Raw genomic sequence first — 17,031 nt, 5'->3', positions numbered from 1 at the left:
GCGACTCGGGAAGAGGAAATGTCATGTCCGAGAAGAAATTGCCCACCCACGCCCGCGTGGTCATCGTAGGAGGCGGCGTCATGGGGGTCGGTCTGGCCTATCATCTGGCGCATGAAGGCTGGGGCGAGGATACCGTCCTGCTGGAAAAGGCCGAGCTGACCAGCGGCAGCACATGGCACGCGGCGGGTCAGATCACGCATTCGACCTCAAGCTTTGGGCTGGGCAAATGCGTGGACTACAACATCGGTCTCTACTCCGGCGCGTTGGAGGCTGAAACCGGCCAACCGGTGACATGGCATGGCTGCGGCTCGTTCCGTCTGGCCTATACCGAGGATGAGATGGACTGGCTGCGCCATACTTTGTCGGTGGGCCGTTCGCTGGGGTTCAACATTGAACTGGTCGGCCCTGAGAAGGTGGCCGAGCTGCATCCGTTCTACAATCTCGACGGGGTCTTGGGCGCGCTGCACACGCCGGATGATGGGCATGTCGATCCAACCAATGTGACCATGGCGATGGCCGCGGGTGCACGCGAAAAGGGCGTCCGCATCTTCCGCAACTGCCGCGCCACCAACATCACGCAGGCCGAGAGTGGTGAGTGGGTGGTCGAAACCGAGCAAGGCACCATCACCTGTGAACATGTGGTGAACGCGGGCGGCACCTATGCGCGTCAGATGGGCGAATGGTCGGGGCTGCAATTGCCGATGACCTCGATGACCCACCATTATTTCGTGACTGAGCCGGTGCCCGAGTTCCAGAATCTGGACAAAGAGCTGCCTGTGATCCGCGATGACCGCAAGGTTTCGGGCTATATCCGGATGGAGCAGCAGCGCGGGTTGATCGGGATATACGAGAAGGAAAACCCGAACTCGGTCTGGCATGATCATTGTCCTTGGGAGTACGAAAACTGGCTGTTCGATGCCGACTACGACCGGGTGATGCCGTGGCTTGAGGAAAGCCTGAACCGGATGCCGATCTTTGCTGAGCTGGGCATCCAACGTGACGTGCATGGGGCGATCTCGCATCCGCCGGACGGGAACCCTCTGATCGGGCCCGCGCCGGGGGTTCGAAACTACTGGTGCTGCTGCGGGACGCAGATCGGCATCGGTTGGGGCCCGGGCCTTACGCGCGAACTGGCGCGATGGATGGTGCATGGGGCCGCCGATATCTCGATGCGGGAATTCGACCCGCGCCGGTTTGGCAGCTATGCCACCAAGGACTGGCAGGTGATCAAGGCCGAGGAAGACTATTGCCTGCGCCACGAAATTCCCTTCCCGCATTTCAACCGATTGGAGGGGCGTCCGATCAAGCCGTCACCGCTTTATGATCTGCTGAACTCCAAAGGCGCGGTGCATGAGGAAGTCTACGGCTTCGAACGCCCCCGCTGGTTCGCGCGGGATGGGGTCGAACAGCGCGATCACTATTCCTTCCGCCGTACCCCAGCAGACGACATGGTCGCAGCCGAGGTTAAAGCGGTGCGTGAGCGCGTCGGCATCATGGATGTGACAGCCTTTACCAAGGTCGAGGTCTCTGGCCCGGGGGCCTATGCGTTGCTGGATCACCTGACTGCGAACCGAATGCCACAAAAGGTGGGCTCGATCACGCTGACCCATATGTTGAACCGTCGGGGCCGGATCGAGTTGGAGACTACGATTGTCCGCATGGCCGAAGATCGCTTTTATCTGGTCTGCGCCGCGTTCTTCGAACAGCGCCTGCTGGACCATCTGCGCGGCGCAAGAATTTTCGACGAAAATTCTGTCGACATCGTCGCCCTTTCGTCCGATTGGTCAGCCTTGTCGCTGAACGGCCCCCGCGCGCGTGACGTGCTGGCGCGCTGCACCGATGCTGATCTGACCAATGCCGGATTCCGCTGGCTGTCTGCGCAGGACATCACCATCGCGGGCCATCAGGTTTGGGCCTTCCGCATGTCTTACGCTGGTGAGCTGGGTTGGGAACTGCACATGCCTAGCGCCGCCTGCCGTGACGTCTACACTGCGCTTTGTGCGGCGGGTGAACCCTATGGCATCGCCGACTATGGCAGCTTCGCCATGAACGTGATGCGAATGGAGAAGGGTTTCAAAGGCGCAGGTGAATTGACCAATGAGGTCACTCTGGCCGAGGCCGACGTGCTGCGCTTTGCCCGCAGCGATAAGGACTATCTGGGCAAGGACAAGACCCTGAACACCGATCTGCCCTGGATCTGCGCCTATCTGGAAATCGAACCCGATGGTGAGATCGATGGTCATGGCGGCGAAGCAGTAATGCTGAATGACCAGGTTGTCGGCGCGACAGCTTCGGTGGTTTACGGTCACACCGTCGGCAAAATCCTGGCCTTCGCCTATGTCAAACCCGAAGCCGCGACGCCCGGCACCAGGCTGCAGGTGATCATACACGGCAGCCCCCGTGCTGCGCGGGTGCTGGGCGAACCTGCCTATGACCCGCAGAGCCTCTTGCCCCGTACTGATGCCCTAATGGAGACCGCATGACAAACCCGCCGCATATGGACTTGCTTACACCCAATCCCCCCGTCCTGGAAAATCAGCGTCAAACCATGACGCTTGACGATGTTCTGACCGCAGCGCAAAACCTGCACCAGATGCATCCTGATCTGGCCGGGTTTGGAGATTGGCCAACCGATCTGGAGCCTGCGGATGTGCCCCCCAACGTGATCCCCGCCGTGCCTTTGGTCCAAACCACCGAGGTGACTGACGGCCCCACCAAAGCGCTGGCTCAGGCGATCTGTGCAACTGCGCATTTGGCGGATTGGAAGCTCACCTATTCCGAGGACGAAGTCGGAGCGGACTTCCTGAACCGCTATGGCTACTACGAATTGTTCGGCCCTACCGGTCATTTCCGTTCGACCCAATTGCGCGGCTACGTGGCTTTTTGGGGTGCGGGCCTGCAATATGACTGGCACTGCCATGAAGCCGAGGAACTCTATCTGGTCCTTGCCGGAGGCGCGCGCTTCAGGGTTCAGGGCAACGACGCCGATCTGACCGTGAATCAGACACGCTTGCACGCCAGTTGGCAAAGTCACGCGATGACCACGTCCAGCCAGTCGATCCTGACGTTCATATTGTGGCGCGGAGAGGAGCTGAGCGGTCTTCCGCAGATGGGCGCGGCATGAGGAGGAGAGGATCCGCATCTTCATCTGGCCAAAAATATCCCGGGGCGTGAATTGGCCGCAGGCCAAGAGAGGGGCTGGCCCCTCTGACGGCACTCCGCTCAAACAGGAAAGGCGGGCTTTATGAAAGTCACCAAGATAACCCTCTGGTCCGTCGACCTGACCAGCCACGAAACCTACCACATGGCCGAGGGTAAAACCTGTGCCACCGTCAAATCCCACATCCTGTGTCTGGAAACCGATACCGGTCTGAAAGGCTGGGGTGAGGTCTGCCCGATCCCCCATTACCTGCCCGCCTATGCCAACGGTGTTCCGGCTGCAGTCGCGGAAATGGGGCCAGAGATCCTTGGTATCTCACCGTTCGGAGCCGACGCGCCGATGCGCAAGCTCGACGGGTTCCTGCAAGGCCATCGCTACGCGAAATCGGCGGTCGATATCGCCTTGTGGGACTTGTTCGGGCAGGCCACCGGCCAGCCGGTTTATGCCCTGCTGGGTGGACGTACGCGCAAGGACATGCCGCTCTATCATTCGATCACCTGCATCGCCCCGGATGACATGGCGCGGATTGCGCAGACTGCCTATCAGACCGGCATTCGCCAGTTTCAGGTCAAGCTGGGGGTCGAAGCCGATTGGCAGGCAGATGCGGAGCGTCTGATCAAAGTGCGCGAGGCCGTGGGGCCGGGGCCGCTGGTCTATGGCGACTGGAATTGCGGGGCGTCACGCCTTCAGGCCACGCGCACGGGCCGCGCTGTGGCGCATCTGGACGTGATGCTGGAACAGCCCTGTAAAACGCTGGATGATTGCGCGGCGGTCCGGCAGGCGACCGGGTTGCCCATGAAGATCGATGAAAACGCCCATGATCTGGCTTCGCTGCTGCGTTCCCATGAACTTGGCTGCATGGATGCGGTGGCGCTGAAACTGTCCAAGTTTGGCGGGCTGTCGGCCATGCGCCGGGCGCGGGATCTGACCGTGCACTTGGGGGCTGAGATCTGCGCTGAATGCACATGGGGGTCCGATGTTGTCACGGCGGCTTCATTGCATTTCGCGGCCTCGACCCCGCATGGATCACTGATGAACACATGCGATCTGTCATCTTATGTGTCACCGCGCCTGTGCCCGGATGCGCCAAACCGCGACAATGGCCGAATAGCCCCGCCCGAAGGTCCGGGCCTTGGTGTCACCCCCGACCCCGAAACCCTTGGTTCCCCGATATTGGAGATCGTGTGAGATGCTCAAGATCAACACTCAATCCGAATGGATCGCCCGCGCGACTGATGTATTGCCCGCCGGTGGGTTTGGCAATTTCGATCCCGGTATCATCATCGCTCGTGGCGAGGGTAGTCACGTCTGGGATGAGGACGGCACCGAATACATCGACTACCTGATCGGCTCGGGCCCGATGTTGCTGGGTCATGGCCACCCCGAGGTGATGGAGGCCGTGCTGGAACAACTGCCCAGGGGCATGACCTTCTTTGCCAACAACGCCAAAGGCATCGAACTGGCCGGAGCGATCATCGACGCGGTACCTTGCTGCGAGCAGGTGCGCTTTGTCGCCTCGGGCGGTGAGGCGGATATGTATGCAATCCGTCTGGCGCGCGCCTATACGGGCCGCAACAAAATCCTGAAATTCGAAGGCGGCTATCACGGCATGAGCGCCGAGGCACAGATGAGCCTTGCGCCCAGCCGCCGCGTCAATTTCCCTCAGGCGGTGCCAGACAGCGCCGGTATTCCCGAAAGCGTGGCCGAACAGATGCTGATCGCACCATTCAACGACCTCGAGGCCGTGGCGGCCCTGCTGGACGAGCATGACGACATCGCCGCGATCATGGTCGAGCCGTTGCAGCGGATCATCCCGCCCCTACCCGGATATTTGCAAGGGCTGCGCGACCTGTGCGACAAACACAATGTCCTGCTGATCTTTGATGAGATCGTCACCGGGTTCCGTCTGGCCTATGGCGGTGCGCAGGAGCGGTACGGGGTCACGCCCGACATCTGTACGCTGGGCAAGATCATCGGCGGGGGGTTCCCCTTGGCCGCGCTGGGCGCAAGTGCCGAGATCATGCAGCATTTCGACAAGGCCAAAGTGGGCGAAGAGGGCTGGCTGATGCAATTGGGCACTCTGTCCGGCAATCCGGTGGCCTCAGTCGCGGGGCTGAAAACCATGGAGGTTCTGCGCCGTGACGGTGTCTATGATCAGTTGCGCGCGACCGGGGCCGCCTTGCAGCAAATGCAGGTCCAGGCGCTGACCAAGGCTGGCATCCCGCACCGGATTTGCGGGGATGAAACCCTGTTCGACATCTACTTTACCGATGCGGCCTGTCGCGACTATCGCAGTGCGAAGCATGACGACCCCAGTCGCAACACGCTCTACAACGATACGTTGCGCGCGCATGGGATCTTCAAATCCCCCGGCAAGCTCTACCCGTCTCTGGCGGTGACCGAGGCTGATCTGGACCAAACGCGGATTGCGGTGGCGCATGCGGTGCAGGCAATCAGCGCCGCGTAACGATGGATTTGAGAAAACAAAATGGGCCGCTGCCCGATTTGGACAGCGGCCCGAACCACCTGGATATCAAGGTCTGGTCTCGCCCCCTCGAATACCACTTACTCAGAGAAACTACACAAAAACTATCGACTTTTTCGAGACTGAACCAACATCTCAGGCGGTGTGAAACTGTTATGCCATCTTAACCGGCGGGGCACAGTGAAGTAGTTCACATTGAATAAAATTTTCAGCTTTTCCAGTCAAAAAAGCCGGGGCCAGCTTGGTTTAGCAGGGTCTGCGCCAGGGCGCGGCCCATTTCGGCCCCGTCGGCCACTGCACCCGTGACCTCTTGGGCAATGGACTCGGACCCGTCCGGGCGCAGAACCTCGCCGCGCAGACGCAGCTGGGTGCCTTGCAGTTCGGCCAGACCGGCAATCGGGGTTTCGCAGGACCCGTCCAATGCCGCCAGCAGGGCACGTTCGGCCGCCAGACGGTGCCCGGTTTCCGCGTCATGAATCGCTTCAAGCATACAAGCTGCGCGGGAATCGTCGCTGCGGCGTTCGATGCCGATTGTGCCTTGGGCGATGGCGGGCAGCATGTCTTCGGGTGCGATCGCGGTGGCGGGGACCTCGTCCATGCTCAGCCGGCGGATACCGGCCATGGCCAAAAAGGTGCAGTCGGCCACGCCATCGGCCAGTTTCCTCAGACGGGTCTGCACATTGCCGCGAAATTCCACCACGTTCAGGTCGGGACGCCGGTTCAGCAACTGCGCCCGACGGCGCAGCGAAGACGTGCCGACCACTGCGCTGTGCGGCAGGTCGTGGATCGAGTTCAGGCTGGGAGAGATGAACGCATCGCGCACATCCTCGCGTGGCAGGAACGTATCCAGCACCAGACCTTCGGGCTGATCAACCGGCATGTCTTTGGTAGAGTGTACGGCGATATCGATATCACCGCGCAGCATCGCCTCTTCGATTTCTTTGGTGAACAGGCCCTTGTTGCCGATCTCTTTCAACGGTCGGTCCGCGTCGATCATGGCGCGGTTGTCGCCGGTGGTTTTGATCACCACGATCTCGAACGCCTCGTCAGGCAGGTCGAACGCGGCACCCAGCCGTTGCCGGGTTTCATAGGCTTGTGCCAACGCCAGAGGCGATCCACGGGTGCCGATTTTCAGAGGTGAGGCGGGTGTGGGCAGGTTCAGTGTCATACGCACAGCTTTAGTCGCGTCACATTGCCCTGACAATGGGGGCATGGCTTGACAAATTGCCGCCGAACGAGGACCCGTTGCGGCAAACCGGATGATTGGGGGCAAAGATGGCCGAGACAAAAAAACTGCTGCGGGCGCTTGCGGGTGAGGTGCAGGATGTGCCGCCGATCTGGATGATGCGGCAGGCGGGACGCTATTTGCCCGAATATCGCGCGACCCGGGCGCAGGCCGGGGATTTCCTGTCCTTGTGCTATAATCCCGAGTTGGCCGCCGAAGTGACCCTGCAACCGATCCGTCGTTACGGGTTCGACGCGGCGATTCTGTTTGCTGACATTCTGCTGGTACCGCAGGCGCTGGGCGCGGATTTGTGGTTCGTGACCGGCGAAGGGCCGCGCCTGTCGACCATCACTCAGCAGGCGGAGTTTGATGCGCTGAAACCGGTCTCAGATATTCATGAGACCCTGTCGCCCGTTTATGAAACGGTACGCATTCTGTCGCGGGACTTGCCGTCCGAGACAACACTGATCGGTTTCGCGGGCGCGCCATGGACGGTGGCCACCTACATGATTGCCGGGCGCGGAACGCCGGATCAGGGCCCCGCGCATGCGCTGCGCGAAGAAAACACAGCCCTGTTCGAGGCGCTGTTGGAGCGGATTACGCTGGCGACGATCGAATACCTTTCCGCTCAGATCGAAGCCGGGGCCGAGGTGGTCAAGATATTCGACAGCTGGGCCGGGTCGCTGAAAGGCGACGCGTTCCAGAAATACGCGGTTGAGCCGTGCCGGGTGATCACACAGGCCATCAAGGCGCGCCATCCCGGTATTCCGGTGATCGGCTTCCCGCGTGAGGCGGGCGACGGCTATATCGGTTTCGCCAAGGCCACCGGTGTGGATTGCGTGGCGCTGGACAACTCGGTCTCGCCGGATTGGGCGGCAGAGCATGTGCAGGTGGATGGTTGTGTTCAGGGCAATCTGGCTTCGTCGCATATGGTGACGGGCGGGCAGGCGCTGGTGGATGAGACGCGGCGGATTGTCGAGGCGTTCTCAAAGGGGCCGCATATCTTCAACCTTGGCCACGGGATCACGCCGGATGCGGATCCTGAGAACGTGCAGTTGATGATCGATACGGTGCGCGGGCGGTAAGCAAGGGAAGGGGCCAGCCCCCTTCTTGGCCTGCGGCCAATTCATCCCCCGGGATATTTTTGGACAGATGAAGAGGCGGATCAGCGCCGGATTCCGAGGTCTTTGAGTATATCCTGCGTGTGCTCGCCACGTTTCGGGCTGGGTTTGGGGTGCCAGTCATGGGTCGTGAAACGCGGGGCGGCGGCGGTTTGCAGTGTTCCGTCCGTATTTCGCCAGGTTTGACGGGCCGTGTTCATGGGGTGGGCGGCGGCCTCGGTCGGGCTGAGCACGGGGGCGACGCAGGTGTCGGAGCCTGCAAAGAGGTTAGCCCAGTGGTCGCGCGGATGACTGGCAAAGAGCCGGGCCAGACGTTCGGTGAGCTTGGGCCATGTTGAACGGTCGTATTGGCGTTGGAACTCGGGGTCGTCTGACAGGCCCAGTTTGTCCAGAAACAGCGCGTAGAATTTGGGTTCCAGACATTGAACTGTGACGAAGCCTCCGTCGGCGCAGGTGTAGGTGCGGCTCCAATGCGGGCCGTCGAGCAGGCTTTGGCCGCGTGTATCTGACAGGTTACCGGTTTGGCCAAGGCTGAGCAGCAGGTTCATCATATGGGCTGAGCCGTCGTAGATGGCGGCGTCGACGACCGTGCCTTGACCTGTTCTCTGTGCGCTCAACAACCCGGCCAGCAGACCTGCGACCAGATACAGGGCGCCGCCGCCGATGTCCCCGACCAATGTGGCCGGAGTTTGCGGCGGGTGACCCGGAGGGGAGCCGTACCAGAGGGCCCCCGACAGCGCGATGTAGTTCAGGTCATGCCCGGCGGTGCCCGACAACGGGCTGTCCTGCCCCCAACCGGTCATCCGCCCATAGACAAGCCTTGGGTTCAGCCCGTGGCAGGGGGCGGGCCCGAGGCCGAGCTTTTCCATCACACCGGGGCGGAAGCCTTCGATCAGCGCGTCGGCGGACGCGATGAGGTGTTTGGCAATCTCCAGATCGGCGGGATCTTTCAGGTCCAGATCGATCGAGCGCTTGCCCCGGTCCAGAATCGACCGTTCCGGCATTCCCGGTGTCACGGCCTGCCCCTTGCGGTGGATGGTGATCACGTCCGCGCCCATATCTGCCAGAAGCATGGCGGCAAAGGGGGCGGGGCCCAGGCCCTCGACCTCGATAATCCGAAACCCGTTTAGCATTTGACGCCCCTTCCGGTGAATTGCCCGCAGGGTTTCGGCATCGATGGCAAATTGCAAGACCCCTGTCCCGGCAAGCAAAAAAGCGCAGAACCCTGTGCGGAATTGGCCTGTTCTGCGCTGTATCGTCGGGGTAGGGTCGCCCGCAGAACAGGAAAATTGCATGACCACCATTCTTTCGATCAAGGATTTGCGCAAATCCTATGCCGATGGGTTCGAGGCGCTGAAAGGCGTCTCGCTGGATATTGAGCAGGGGGAAATCCTTGCGCTTTTGGGGCCCAACGGGGCGGGCAAGACGACGCTGATCTCGACCATTTGCGGGATCACCACGCCCAGTTCCGGGTCTGTGACAGTGGGTGGGCATGATATTCAGGCCGAGTTTCGCGCGGCGCGCCGGATGATCGGGTTGGTGCCGCAGGAGATCGCGCTGGAGCCGTTCGAGAAGGTCTGGAACACAGTGCGGTTGTCGCGCGGTCTGTTTGGTCTGGGTCGCGACGACGCAAAGATCGAAGAGATTCTGCGCAAACTGTCCCTGTGGGACAAACGCAAGAACGCGATCAAGGAACTGTCTGGTGGCATGAAGCGCCGGGTGTTGATTGCCAAGGCGCTGGCGCATGAGCCGCGCGTGCTGTTTCTGGACGAGCCGACCGCCGGCGTTGATGTCGAACTGCGCAAGGACATGTGGGAGATCGTGGCCGAGCTGAAACAGGCGGGTGTCACCATTATCCTGACCACGCACTATATCGAAGAGGCTGAGGCCATCGCTGATCGGGTGGGTGTCATCGACAAAGGCCAGCTGTTGCTGGTCAAAGACAAGGACGCTCTGATGGCGCAGATGGGCAAAAAGCAGATTGAGGTCATGCTGACCGCGCCCATTGTGGCCATTCCTGACAGTCTGGCAGCGCATAATCTGGTGCTGAACGGCGCGGGGGATGCGCTCGTCTATACTTATGACGTCCACGCCGACCGCACCGGGATCACCACCTTGCTGAATGACGTGGCGCAGGCGGGGCTGGTGCTGCGCGACGTGCAAACCCGTCAGTCGAGCCTGGAAGAGATTTTCGTCAATCTGGTGTCGGGAGAACCCGCATGAACTGGTCCGCCATTGCCGCCATCTACCGGTTCGAAATGGCCCGGTTCTTTCGCACATTGGCGCAGAGCTTTCTGTCTCCGGTCCTGTCGACCTCACTGTATTTTGTGGTTTTTGGCACTGCCATCGGCAGCCGCATCCAAGAGGTCGAGGGCGTGTCTTATGGGGCCTTCATCGTGCCGGGGCTGGTCATGCTGTCGGTGGTGACGCTGGCCATTTCCAATGCCTCGTTCGGGATTTATTTCCCCAAATTCCTTGGCACGATCTATGAGCTTTTGTCGGCCCCGGTGAACTTCATCGAGATCGTGATTGGCTATGTTGGGGCGGCGGCGACCAAGGCGTTGTTCGTGGGGATGGTCATCCTTGTCACGGCTTCGTTCTTTGTGGATTTACGCATCGAACATCCCGTTGCGATGGCGGCGTTTCTGATCCTGACTTGCCTCAGCTTTTCATTGTTGGGGTTCATCATCGGTATCTGGGCCAGCAATTTCGAACAGATGTCTTTGGTGCCGCAGCTCGTGGTGACGCCTCTGATCTTTCTGGGCGGAACATTCTATTCGATCTCGATGCTGCCGCCGGTGTGGCAGACCATCACCCTGTTCAATCCGGTGGTCTATCTGATCTCGGGCTTTCGGTGGTCGTTCTACGGGCTGGCAGATGTCCCGATCGGGTTCAGCCTGTTGGCCATTGTCGCCTTTACCGGCCTGTGTCTGGCCATCATCGGATGGATATTCAAAACCGGATGGCGCATTCGCAGCTAGGGCGTGACGGGCGTTGCATTTTTGCCCACTGACCCTAGGAAATGTGTTCACGTCGCATCTATCACGAAGCGCGTCCCTTGTTTACCCGTAGGGCGCACTCTACATCGGCACCCATGAAACTGCGCCTGCCCTTCACGAAAAAACAACCCTGCGTGGCCGTTGTGCGGCTGTCCGGTGCCATCGGAATGGCCGGGCGCGGGTCGATGTCCGACACCACGCTAGCCCCCGTGCTTGAAAAAGCGTTTCGCAAGGGTAAGCCTGCCGCTGTTGCGCTGGAACTGAACTCGCCCGGTGGATCGCCGGTGCAAAGTTCGTTGATCGGGGCGCGCATTCGGCGGTTATCTGAGGAATTGAACGTCCCCGTCATTGCCTTTGTCGAGGATGTGGCGGCCTCGGGCGGGTATTGGCTGGCGGCGGCAGCGGATGAGATTTACGCCGATGACAGCTCGGTTCTAGGGTCTATCGGGGTGATCTCGGCGGGTTTTGGCGCGCATGTCCTGTTGAAACGGCAGGGGATCGAACGGCGGGTGCATACGGCTGGGCAGTCGAAATCCATGCTCGATCCGTTCTCGCCGGAAAAGAAAGAGGATGTCGCGCGGCTCGAAGGGTTGCTGGCCGACATTCACGAGAATTTTATTGACCATGTGAAAACCCGCCGTGGCGGCAAGCTGGACGAAACGCAGGACCTCTTTACCGGAGAGGTCTGGCTGGCACGCCGCGCGCAGGCGCTGGGCCTGATCGACGGAATAGCCCATCTGAAACCCAAGATGCAGGAACGGTTTGGCGACAAAGTCAGGTTCCGCCGCTATGGCCTGCGCAAACCGTTCTGGTCGCGCTTTGGGGCCTCGCTGGCGCAGGACGCCATCGCCGGGCTTGAGGAGCGCGCCGCCTATGCGCGTTTCGGGTTGTGATGTGATTATCAAGATTGTCACCCTCTTTCTGATCGCCATGGGTGTTTTGGCGATGTTCGGCAAGCTGCGCTTTCCGGGGCAGAAGAGGTTGCAATCGTCCAGATGTCCGCGCTGCGGGCGCTTTCGGATCGGCAAAGGCCCGTGCGCCTGCGAAAAAGGAGGCCGCACATGACGGCGTGGCTGTTATCCGGCCTTGGATTACTGATCCTTTTGCTGGCGGGCGATGCGCTGGTGCGGGGTGCAGTCAACCTGAGCCTGCGCATGGGCGTGCCCGCACTGATCGTCAGTCTGACGATCGTTGCCTTTGGCACCTCGGCACCGGAATTGCTGATCGCGATCAGCGCGATCAAGGAAAACGCCCCCGGAATCGCGCTGGGCAATGTGGTGGGATCAAACACGGCGAACATTCTTCTGGTGCTTGGGGTGCCGGCCTTACTGGCCACGTTACACACAAGTGAGTGTGACAGTCGCAAAAACTATGCCTTTATGTTGGCGGCTTCGGTGCTGTTTATCGGGCTGGCGTTTTTTGGCGTGTTCAACCTGCTCAGTGGGGGCATCCTATTGGCTGCGCTGGCGCTGGTTTTGTGGAACGCTTTTGCCGAGGCCAAGGCCCACCGCAAAGCCTGTGGTGAGGCCTGCGCGGATGACGAAGAACTGGACGGCCTGGAAGAGGCTGATCCAAACATGCCCTACTGGAAAATCTCGATCTATCTGGTGCTGGGCCTGATCGGGTTGCCCATGGGGGCGCATCTGCTGGTCGAATACGCCACCGTCATTGCCCGCACCTATGGGGTCAGTGAAACGGTGATTGGCCTGACATTGGTGGCGGTTGGAACATCGCTGCCCGAACTGGCCACTACGGTGATGGCCGCGCTGCGGCGCCAGGCCGATGTGGCGCTGGGCAACGTGATCGGGTCGAACATGTTCAACCTGTTGGCCATTGTCGGCATCGCCACACTGGTTGGCCCCATTCCTGTCGACCCGGAATTCCTGAAGTTCGATCTGTGGGTAATGCTGGGTGCATCGCTTTTGCTGATCCCCTTCGTGTTTTTCAAAAAAGATATCACGCGGGCGTGGGGTGTGATGTTGACCCTGCTCTACGCGGTCTACATCGTCACCCTGTTGGTGTGACGTGACGGAGACCCACCCATGACCCGAGCCTTAGTGACCGGAGCCGGTATTCGCCTTGGCCGGGCCATGGCGCTGTATCTGGCGCAGCGCGGATATGATGTGGCGGTGCACTACGCATCTTCGGAACAGCCCGCCGCCGAGGTCGTGGCCGAAATTCAGGCAATGGGCCGCAATGCTGTGGCGCTGCAGGCGGATCTGCTGGACGAGGATCAGGTGCAGGCGTTGCTGCCCCGCGCGGCAGAGGCGCTGGGTGGGCCGATCACCTGTCTGGTGAACAATGCGTCGATCTTTGAATATGACAATGTCCACACCGCCACTCGACAAAGCTGGGACCGGCATCTGGACAGCAATCTGCGTGCACCGTTCGTGCTGACACAGGCGATGGCGGGACAGGGGCTGGAGCCGGATACCGACGCGGCTGATGAGCCTGTTGCCAGCGGTCTGATCGTCAACATGGTGGATATGCGGGTGCGCAAGCTGACGCCTGAATTCATGTCCTACACCATTGCCAAAATGGGTTTGTGGGCGCTGACCCAAACGGCGGCGCAAGCGCTGACGCCTGCCATTCGCGTTAATGCCATCGGACCGGGCCCGACCATGCAGGGGCATCGCCAAAGCGAAGAACACTTTCAGGCGCAGCGAAAAAACACTGTGCTAGGACGGGGATCGAACCCGTCGGATATCACTGCGGCGCTGGGATACTTTCTGGATGCGCATGCCATTACCGGGCAGCTCTTATGCGTGGATGGCGGGCAGCATCTGGGCTGGAAAACACCCGACGTTTTAGGTGTCGAATAGGTATTTCGCGTGCAAGTTTTGCACCGCTCTCATTTCCGTTACCAACGCGTTACAAAATTGTCTTGTTTTTCATGCACTTGTCATGTGTACAAAAATATTACAATTGAAATCAATTAGTTATGTGATTGCCTATTTTTTGTGCAGATCAACGAAAGCCCAAGTATTCAAGGGAAAATCCGCGATCCCTGAAACTTATCTGCATAGTTATCCACAGAAATGGTGGATTTGTTTTCCCTTGCGTTGAAACGCACAAGATTGCAGCCGCGGGCAGGGAATCATATCACTGACCTATGACAGCCCAGAACGACTCGACCCCGGACATTCCGATCACTGGCTATGCCTGTATTCAGAGCTATGTGAAAACGCTGGATAACTCGCCCGGCGTGTACCGGATGCTGGATGCGGACAGCCGGGTTCTGTACGTGGGCAAAGCGCGTAATCTCAAGGCGCGGGTGTCGAATTACACACGGCCTGGTCACTCGGGCCGGATCGAGAAGATGATCGCCTCGACCGCCTCAATGATGTTTCTGACCACGCGGACCGAGACCGAGGCGCTGCTGCTGGAACAGAACCTCATCAAGCAGCTGAAGCCGAAATACAACGTGCTGCTGCGCGATGATAAGAGTTTCCCGAACATCCTTGTGGCAAAGGATCACGGCTTTCCGCAGATCAAGAAACATCGCGGGGCCAAGAAGGAAAAGGGTGCCTATTTCGGTCCCTTCGCCAGCGCGGGTGCAGTGAACCGGACACTGAACCAGCTGCAAAAGGCGTTCCTGCTGCGCAACTGCTCAGATTCCATGTTCGACAGCCGCACACGGCCCTGTCTTCTGTATCAGATCAAACGTTGTTCGGGGCCGTGCGTAGGGCTGATCTCGGAAAGCGACTACCGCGAAAGCGTCAAGGATGCCGAACGGTTCCTGTCAGGCCGCTCGACCAAGGTACAGGAGGAGCTGGCCGAGCAGATGATGGCCGCCTCCGAGGCGATGGAGTTCGAACGCGCCGCCAGCCTGCGTGACCGTATCCGGGCGCTGACGCAAGTGCAGACCTCCCAAGGCATCAATCCGCGGGGCGTAACCGAGGCGGATGTGATCGGCCTTTATATGGATAGCGGGCAGGCCTGTGTGCAGGTGTTCTTTATCCGCGCCAACCAGAACTGGGGGAACAAGGACTTTTACCCTCGGGTCGGGGCGGATGTGTCCGCTGCCGAGGTGATGGAGGCCTTCCTCGGTCAGTTCTACGACAACAAGGAACCGCCGCGCCAGTTGATCCTGTCGGACGGGGTTGCAAACGCTGATCTGATGCAGGACGCGCTGTCGGAAAAAGCCGGGCGCAAGGTTGAAATCCTCGTTCCCCAACGTGGCGAGAAACAGGAACTGGTCGCCGGAGCCCTGCGCAACGCGCGCGAGTCACTGGCGCGGCGTATGTCGGAAAGCGCCACGCAGGCCAAGCTGCTGCGCGGCGTGGCCGAGGCGTTTGATCTGGACAGCCCGCCAAGCCGGATCGAGGTCTACGACAACTCTCATATCCAGGGCACCAACGCGGTGGGCGGGATGATTGTGGCGGGCCCCGAGGGGTTCATGAAAAACGCCTATCGCAAGTTCAACATCAGGGGCGATGACCTGACCCCCGGCGATGATTTCGGCATGATGAAAGAGGTTCTGACCCGCCGCTTTACCCGCCTGCAAAAGGAAGACCCGGATCGGGACAAGGGCCATTGGCCTGACCTGTTGCTGATCGATGGTGGCGCAGGGCAGGTGAGCGCGGTGCATGAGATCATGGTCGAATACGGCGTCGAGGACATCCCGATGGTCGGCGTCGCCAAGGGCGTGGACCGCGACCATGGCAAGGAAGAATTCCACCGCATCGGTCAGCGCGCCTTTGCGCTGAAACGCAACGATCCGGTGCTGTATTTCATCCAGCGCCTGCGGGATGAGGCGCACCGCTTTGCCATTGGCACCCATCGTGCGAAACGGGCAAAGGCCGTGGGGGCGACGCCTCTGGATGAAATCCCCGGCGTGGGGGCGGCGCGCAAACGCGCCCTGTTGACCCATTTCGGCAGCGCCAAGGCGGTCAGCCGTGCCAATCTGGCGGATCTGAAGGCCGTGGACGGGATATCAGCCGGGCTGGCGCAGAAGGTCTATGATTTCTTCCACGATAAGGGCTAGGCCCGCCGCCCGCGCCACAGGATATAAAGGCCCGAGGCCACGATCAGCGCGCTGCCGATCCACATGGTCTGGTCCAGCCGCTCATCAAACATAACCACGCCCAGCCCGATCCCGAACAGCAGCCGCGAATAGCGGAACGGGGTCACGGACGACACCTCACCCGTGCGCATCGCTTTCATCAGCGACGCATAGGCCATGACGCCCATGATAATTGCGCCGCTCATGTGCAGGCTGACATGTGCGGTCAGGGGCTGTATCGGCGTGCCCTCCCAAAACCGGTACAACAGACCGGCGGCGATGATGCAGAGAAAGCCGTAGAAGCCCAGAACCTCAGTCCCCAACGAGGCGGGCGCGGCACGACTTGCCAGATCGCGACCGGCAAAGCCCAGCATGCCCAGCACCGCAAGGATGGACAGGGCCGAGAAACTGTCTCCGGTCGGTTGGATGATGATGACGACACCCACAAGACCGATCAGAATCGCGCTCCACCTTCGCCAGCCGACGGTTTCGCCAAACACCACCGCAGCCCCGGCGACGACGACCAGAGGCGTGGCCTGCAGGATGACCGTGGCCGAGGACAGCGGTGTCAGCGCGATGGCCAGTACATAGAACAGCCGCCCCAGGATTTCGAACACCACACGGATTTTCATCGGGCGCGACAGGACATCGGGCTGGAACAGGCGCGTGCCGCGTATCAGCGCCACAGCTGCATAGATCACCGCGCCCCCCGCGCCAAACAGCACCAGCACCTGCCAGATCGGTATCGCCGCCGAGGCCGCCTTGATCAGCGCGTCCTCAAGCGCGAACAGCGCCATGGCCGCGATCATCCACGCGCTGCCGATCAGGTTGGATCGGGGGTCGGTCTGAATATGGGCTGTCATGGTGTGCGGTTGCTCCTGCGGCAGGGGCCAATCTGGCGGCAAAGCTGCCCCGCGCCAAGAGGTATCTGATCGCAACTTCGCGATTGCGACCCTTTGCCCTCGGGCGCTCCAACCACCTGTGATCGGGTCAGTTTTTTGCCGGGCCGTCTTTTCTGTCCTGACCCGGCGATGTA

The 17,031-nt window shown here is 60.5% G+C and carries 14 protein-coding genes; 11 read left to right on the top strand and 3 right to left on the bottom strand.

Going from position 1 to position 17,031, the window contains the following annotated elements:
• Positions 1–23 precede the first annotated feature (23 nt).
• The 4 genes from ACR0J5_RS17555 (at position 24) to ACR0J5_RS17540 (ending at position 5,627) form a co-directional block, all read left to right on the top strand.
• Positions 24–2,483 carry an FAD-dependent oxidoreductase gene (locus tag ACR0J5_RS17555; protein ID WP_480655664.1) on the top strand — a complete coding sequence of 820 codons (2,460 nt, stop codon included), beginning with the start codon at positions 24–26 and terminating at the stop codon, positions 2,481–2,483.
• A gap of 65 nt (positions 2,484–2,548) precedes the next feature.
• Positions 2,549–3,124 carry a dimethylsulfonioproprionate lyase family protein gene (locus ACR0J5_RS17550; RefSeq protein WP_480655662.1) on the top strand — a complete coding sequence of 192 codons (576 nt, stop codon included), beginning with the start codon at positions 2,549–2,551 and terminating at the stop codon, positions 3,122–3,124.
• A gap of 120 nt (positions 3,125–3,244) precedes the next feature.
• Positions 3,245–4,348, top strand: coding sequence for a mandelate racemase/muconate lactonizing enzyme family protein (locus ACR0J5_RS17545; protein WP_480655660.1), 1,104 nt, complete (start codon positions 3,245–3,247; stop codon positions 4,346–4,348).
• Position 4,349: 1 nt separating this feature from the next.
• Positions 4,350–5,627, top strand: a complete 1,278-nt coding sequence (locus ACR0J5_RS17540; RefSeq protein ID WP_480655658.1) for an aspartate aminotransferase family protein — start codon at positions 4,350–4,352, stop codon at positions 5,625–5,627.
• Between the two features lie 226 nt (positions 5,628–5,853).
• On the opposite strand, the gene hemC is transcribed toward ACR0J5_RS17540, so the two are convergent.
• Complete coding sequence (hemC, locus tag ACR0J5_RS17535; RefSeq protein ID WP_480655656.1) at positions 5,854–6,813, bottom strand: hydroxymethylbilane synthase; 960 nt, start codon at positions 6,811–6,813, stop codon at positions 5,854–5,856.
• Between the two features lie 107 nt (positions 6,814–6,920).
• Here hemC and hemE point away from each other — a divergent pair, with 107 nt between their 5' ends.
• Positions 6,921–7,955: a uroporphyrinogen decarboxylase gene (hemE, locus tag ACR0J5_RS17530; RefSeq protein WP_480655654.1), complete on the top strand. Its 1,035-nt coding sequence runs from the start codon at positions 6,921–6,923 to the stop codon at positions 7,953–7,955.
• An 80-nt stretch (positions 7,956–8,035) separates the two neighbouring features.
• On the opposite strand, the gene ACR0J5_RS17525 is transcribed toward hemE, so the two are convergent.
• Positions 8,036–9,124 carry a CaiB/BaiF CoA transferase family protein gene (locus tag ACR0J5_RS17525; protein ID WP_480655727.1) on the bottom strand — a complete coding sequence of 363 codons (1,089 nt, stop codon included), beginning with the start codon at positions 9,122–9,124 and terminating at the stop codon, positions 8,036–8,038.
• 160 nt (positions 9,125–9,284) lie between these two features.
• Between ACR0J5_RS17525 and ACR0J5_RS17520 the strand changes: the two genes are divergently transcribed.
• The 6 genes from ACR0J5_RS17520 (at position 9,285) to uvrC (ending at position 15,977) form a co-directional block, all read left to right on the top strand.
• Positions 9,285–10,214, top strand: coding sequence for an ABC transporter ATP-binding protein (locus ACR0J5_RS17520; protein ID WP_480655652.1), 930 nt, complete (start codon positions 9,285–9,287; stop codon positions 10,212–10,214).
• Positions 10,211–10,972 carry an ABC transporter permease gene (locus tag ACR0J5_RS17515; RefSeq protein ID WP_480655650.1) on the top strand — a complete coding sequence of 254 codons (762 nt, stop codon included), beginning with the start codon at positions 10,211–10,213 and terminating at the stop codon, positions 10,970–10,972. The genes ACR0J5_RS17520 and ACR0J5_RS17515 overlap by 4 nt, the downstream gene beginning before the upstream one ends.
• 113 nt (positions 10,973–11,085) lie before the next feature.
• Entirely contained in the window at positions 11,086–11,883 is a 798-nt protein-coding gene (locus ACR0J5_RS17510; protein ID WP_480655648.1) for a S49 family peptidase, read from the top strand.
• A gap of 168 nt (positions 11,884–12,051) precedes the next feature.
• Positions 12,052–13,014: a calcium/sodium antiporter gene (locus ACR0J5_RS17505; RefSeq protein ID WP_480655646.1), complete on the top strand. Its 963-nt coding sequence runs from the start codon at positions 12,052–12,054 to the stop codon at positions 13,012–13,014.
• Positions 13,015–13,032: 18 nt separating this feature from the next.
• Positions 13,033–13,812 carry an SDR family oxidoreductase gene (locus tag ACR0J5_RS17500; protein WP_480655644.1) on the top strand — a complete coding sequence of 260 codons (780 nt, stop codon included), beginning with the start codon at positions 13,033–13,035 and terminating at the stop codon, positions 13,810–13,812.
• A gap of 290 nt (positions 13,813–14,102) precedes the next feature.
• Entirely contained in the window at positions 14,103–15,977 is a 1,875-nt protein-coding gene (uvrC, locus tag ACR0J5_RS17495; protein ID WP_480655642.1) for an excinuclease ABC subunit UvrC, read from the top strand.
• Here the strand turns inward: uvrC and ACR0J5_RS17490 are convergent.
• Complete coding sequence (locus ACR0J5_RS17490) at positions 15,974–16,858, bottom strand: DMT family transporter (RefSeq protein ID WP_480655640.1); 885 nt, start codon at positions 16,856–16,858, stop codon at positions 15,974–15,976. The two genes, uvrC and ACR0J5_RS17490, sit on opposite strands and share 4 nt — an antisense overlap.
• Positions 16,859–17,031: the final 173 nt, after the last annotated feature.

It is taken from the genome of Ruegeria sp. BE1 (assembly GCF_056538885.1).
The sequence above is the reverse complement of the archived record's forward strand: the minus strand, read 5'-3'. Positions and strand labels throughout refer to the sequence as shown.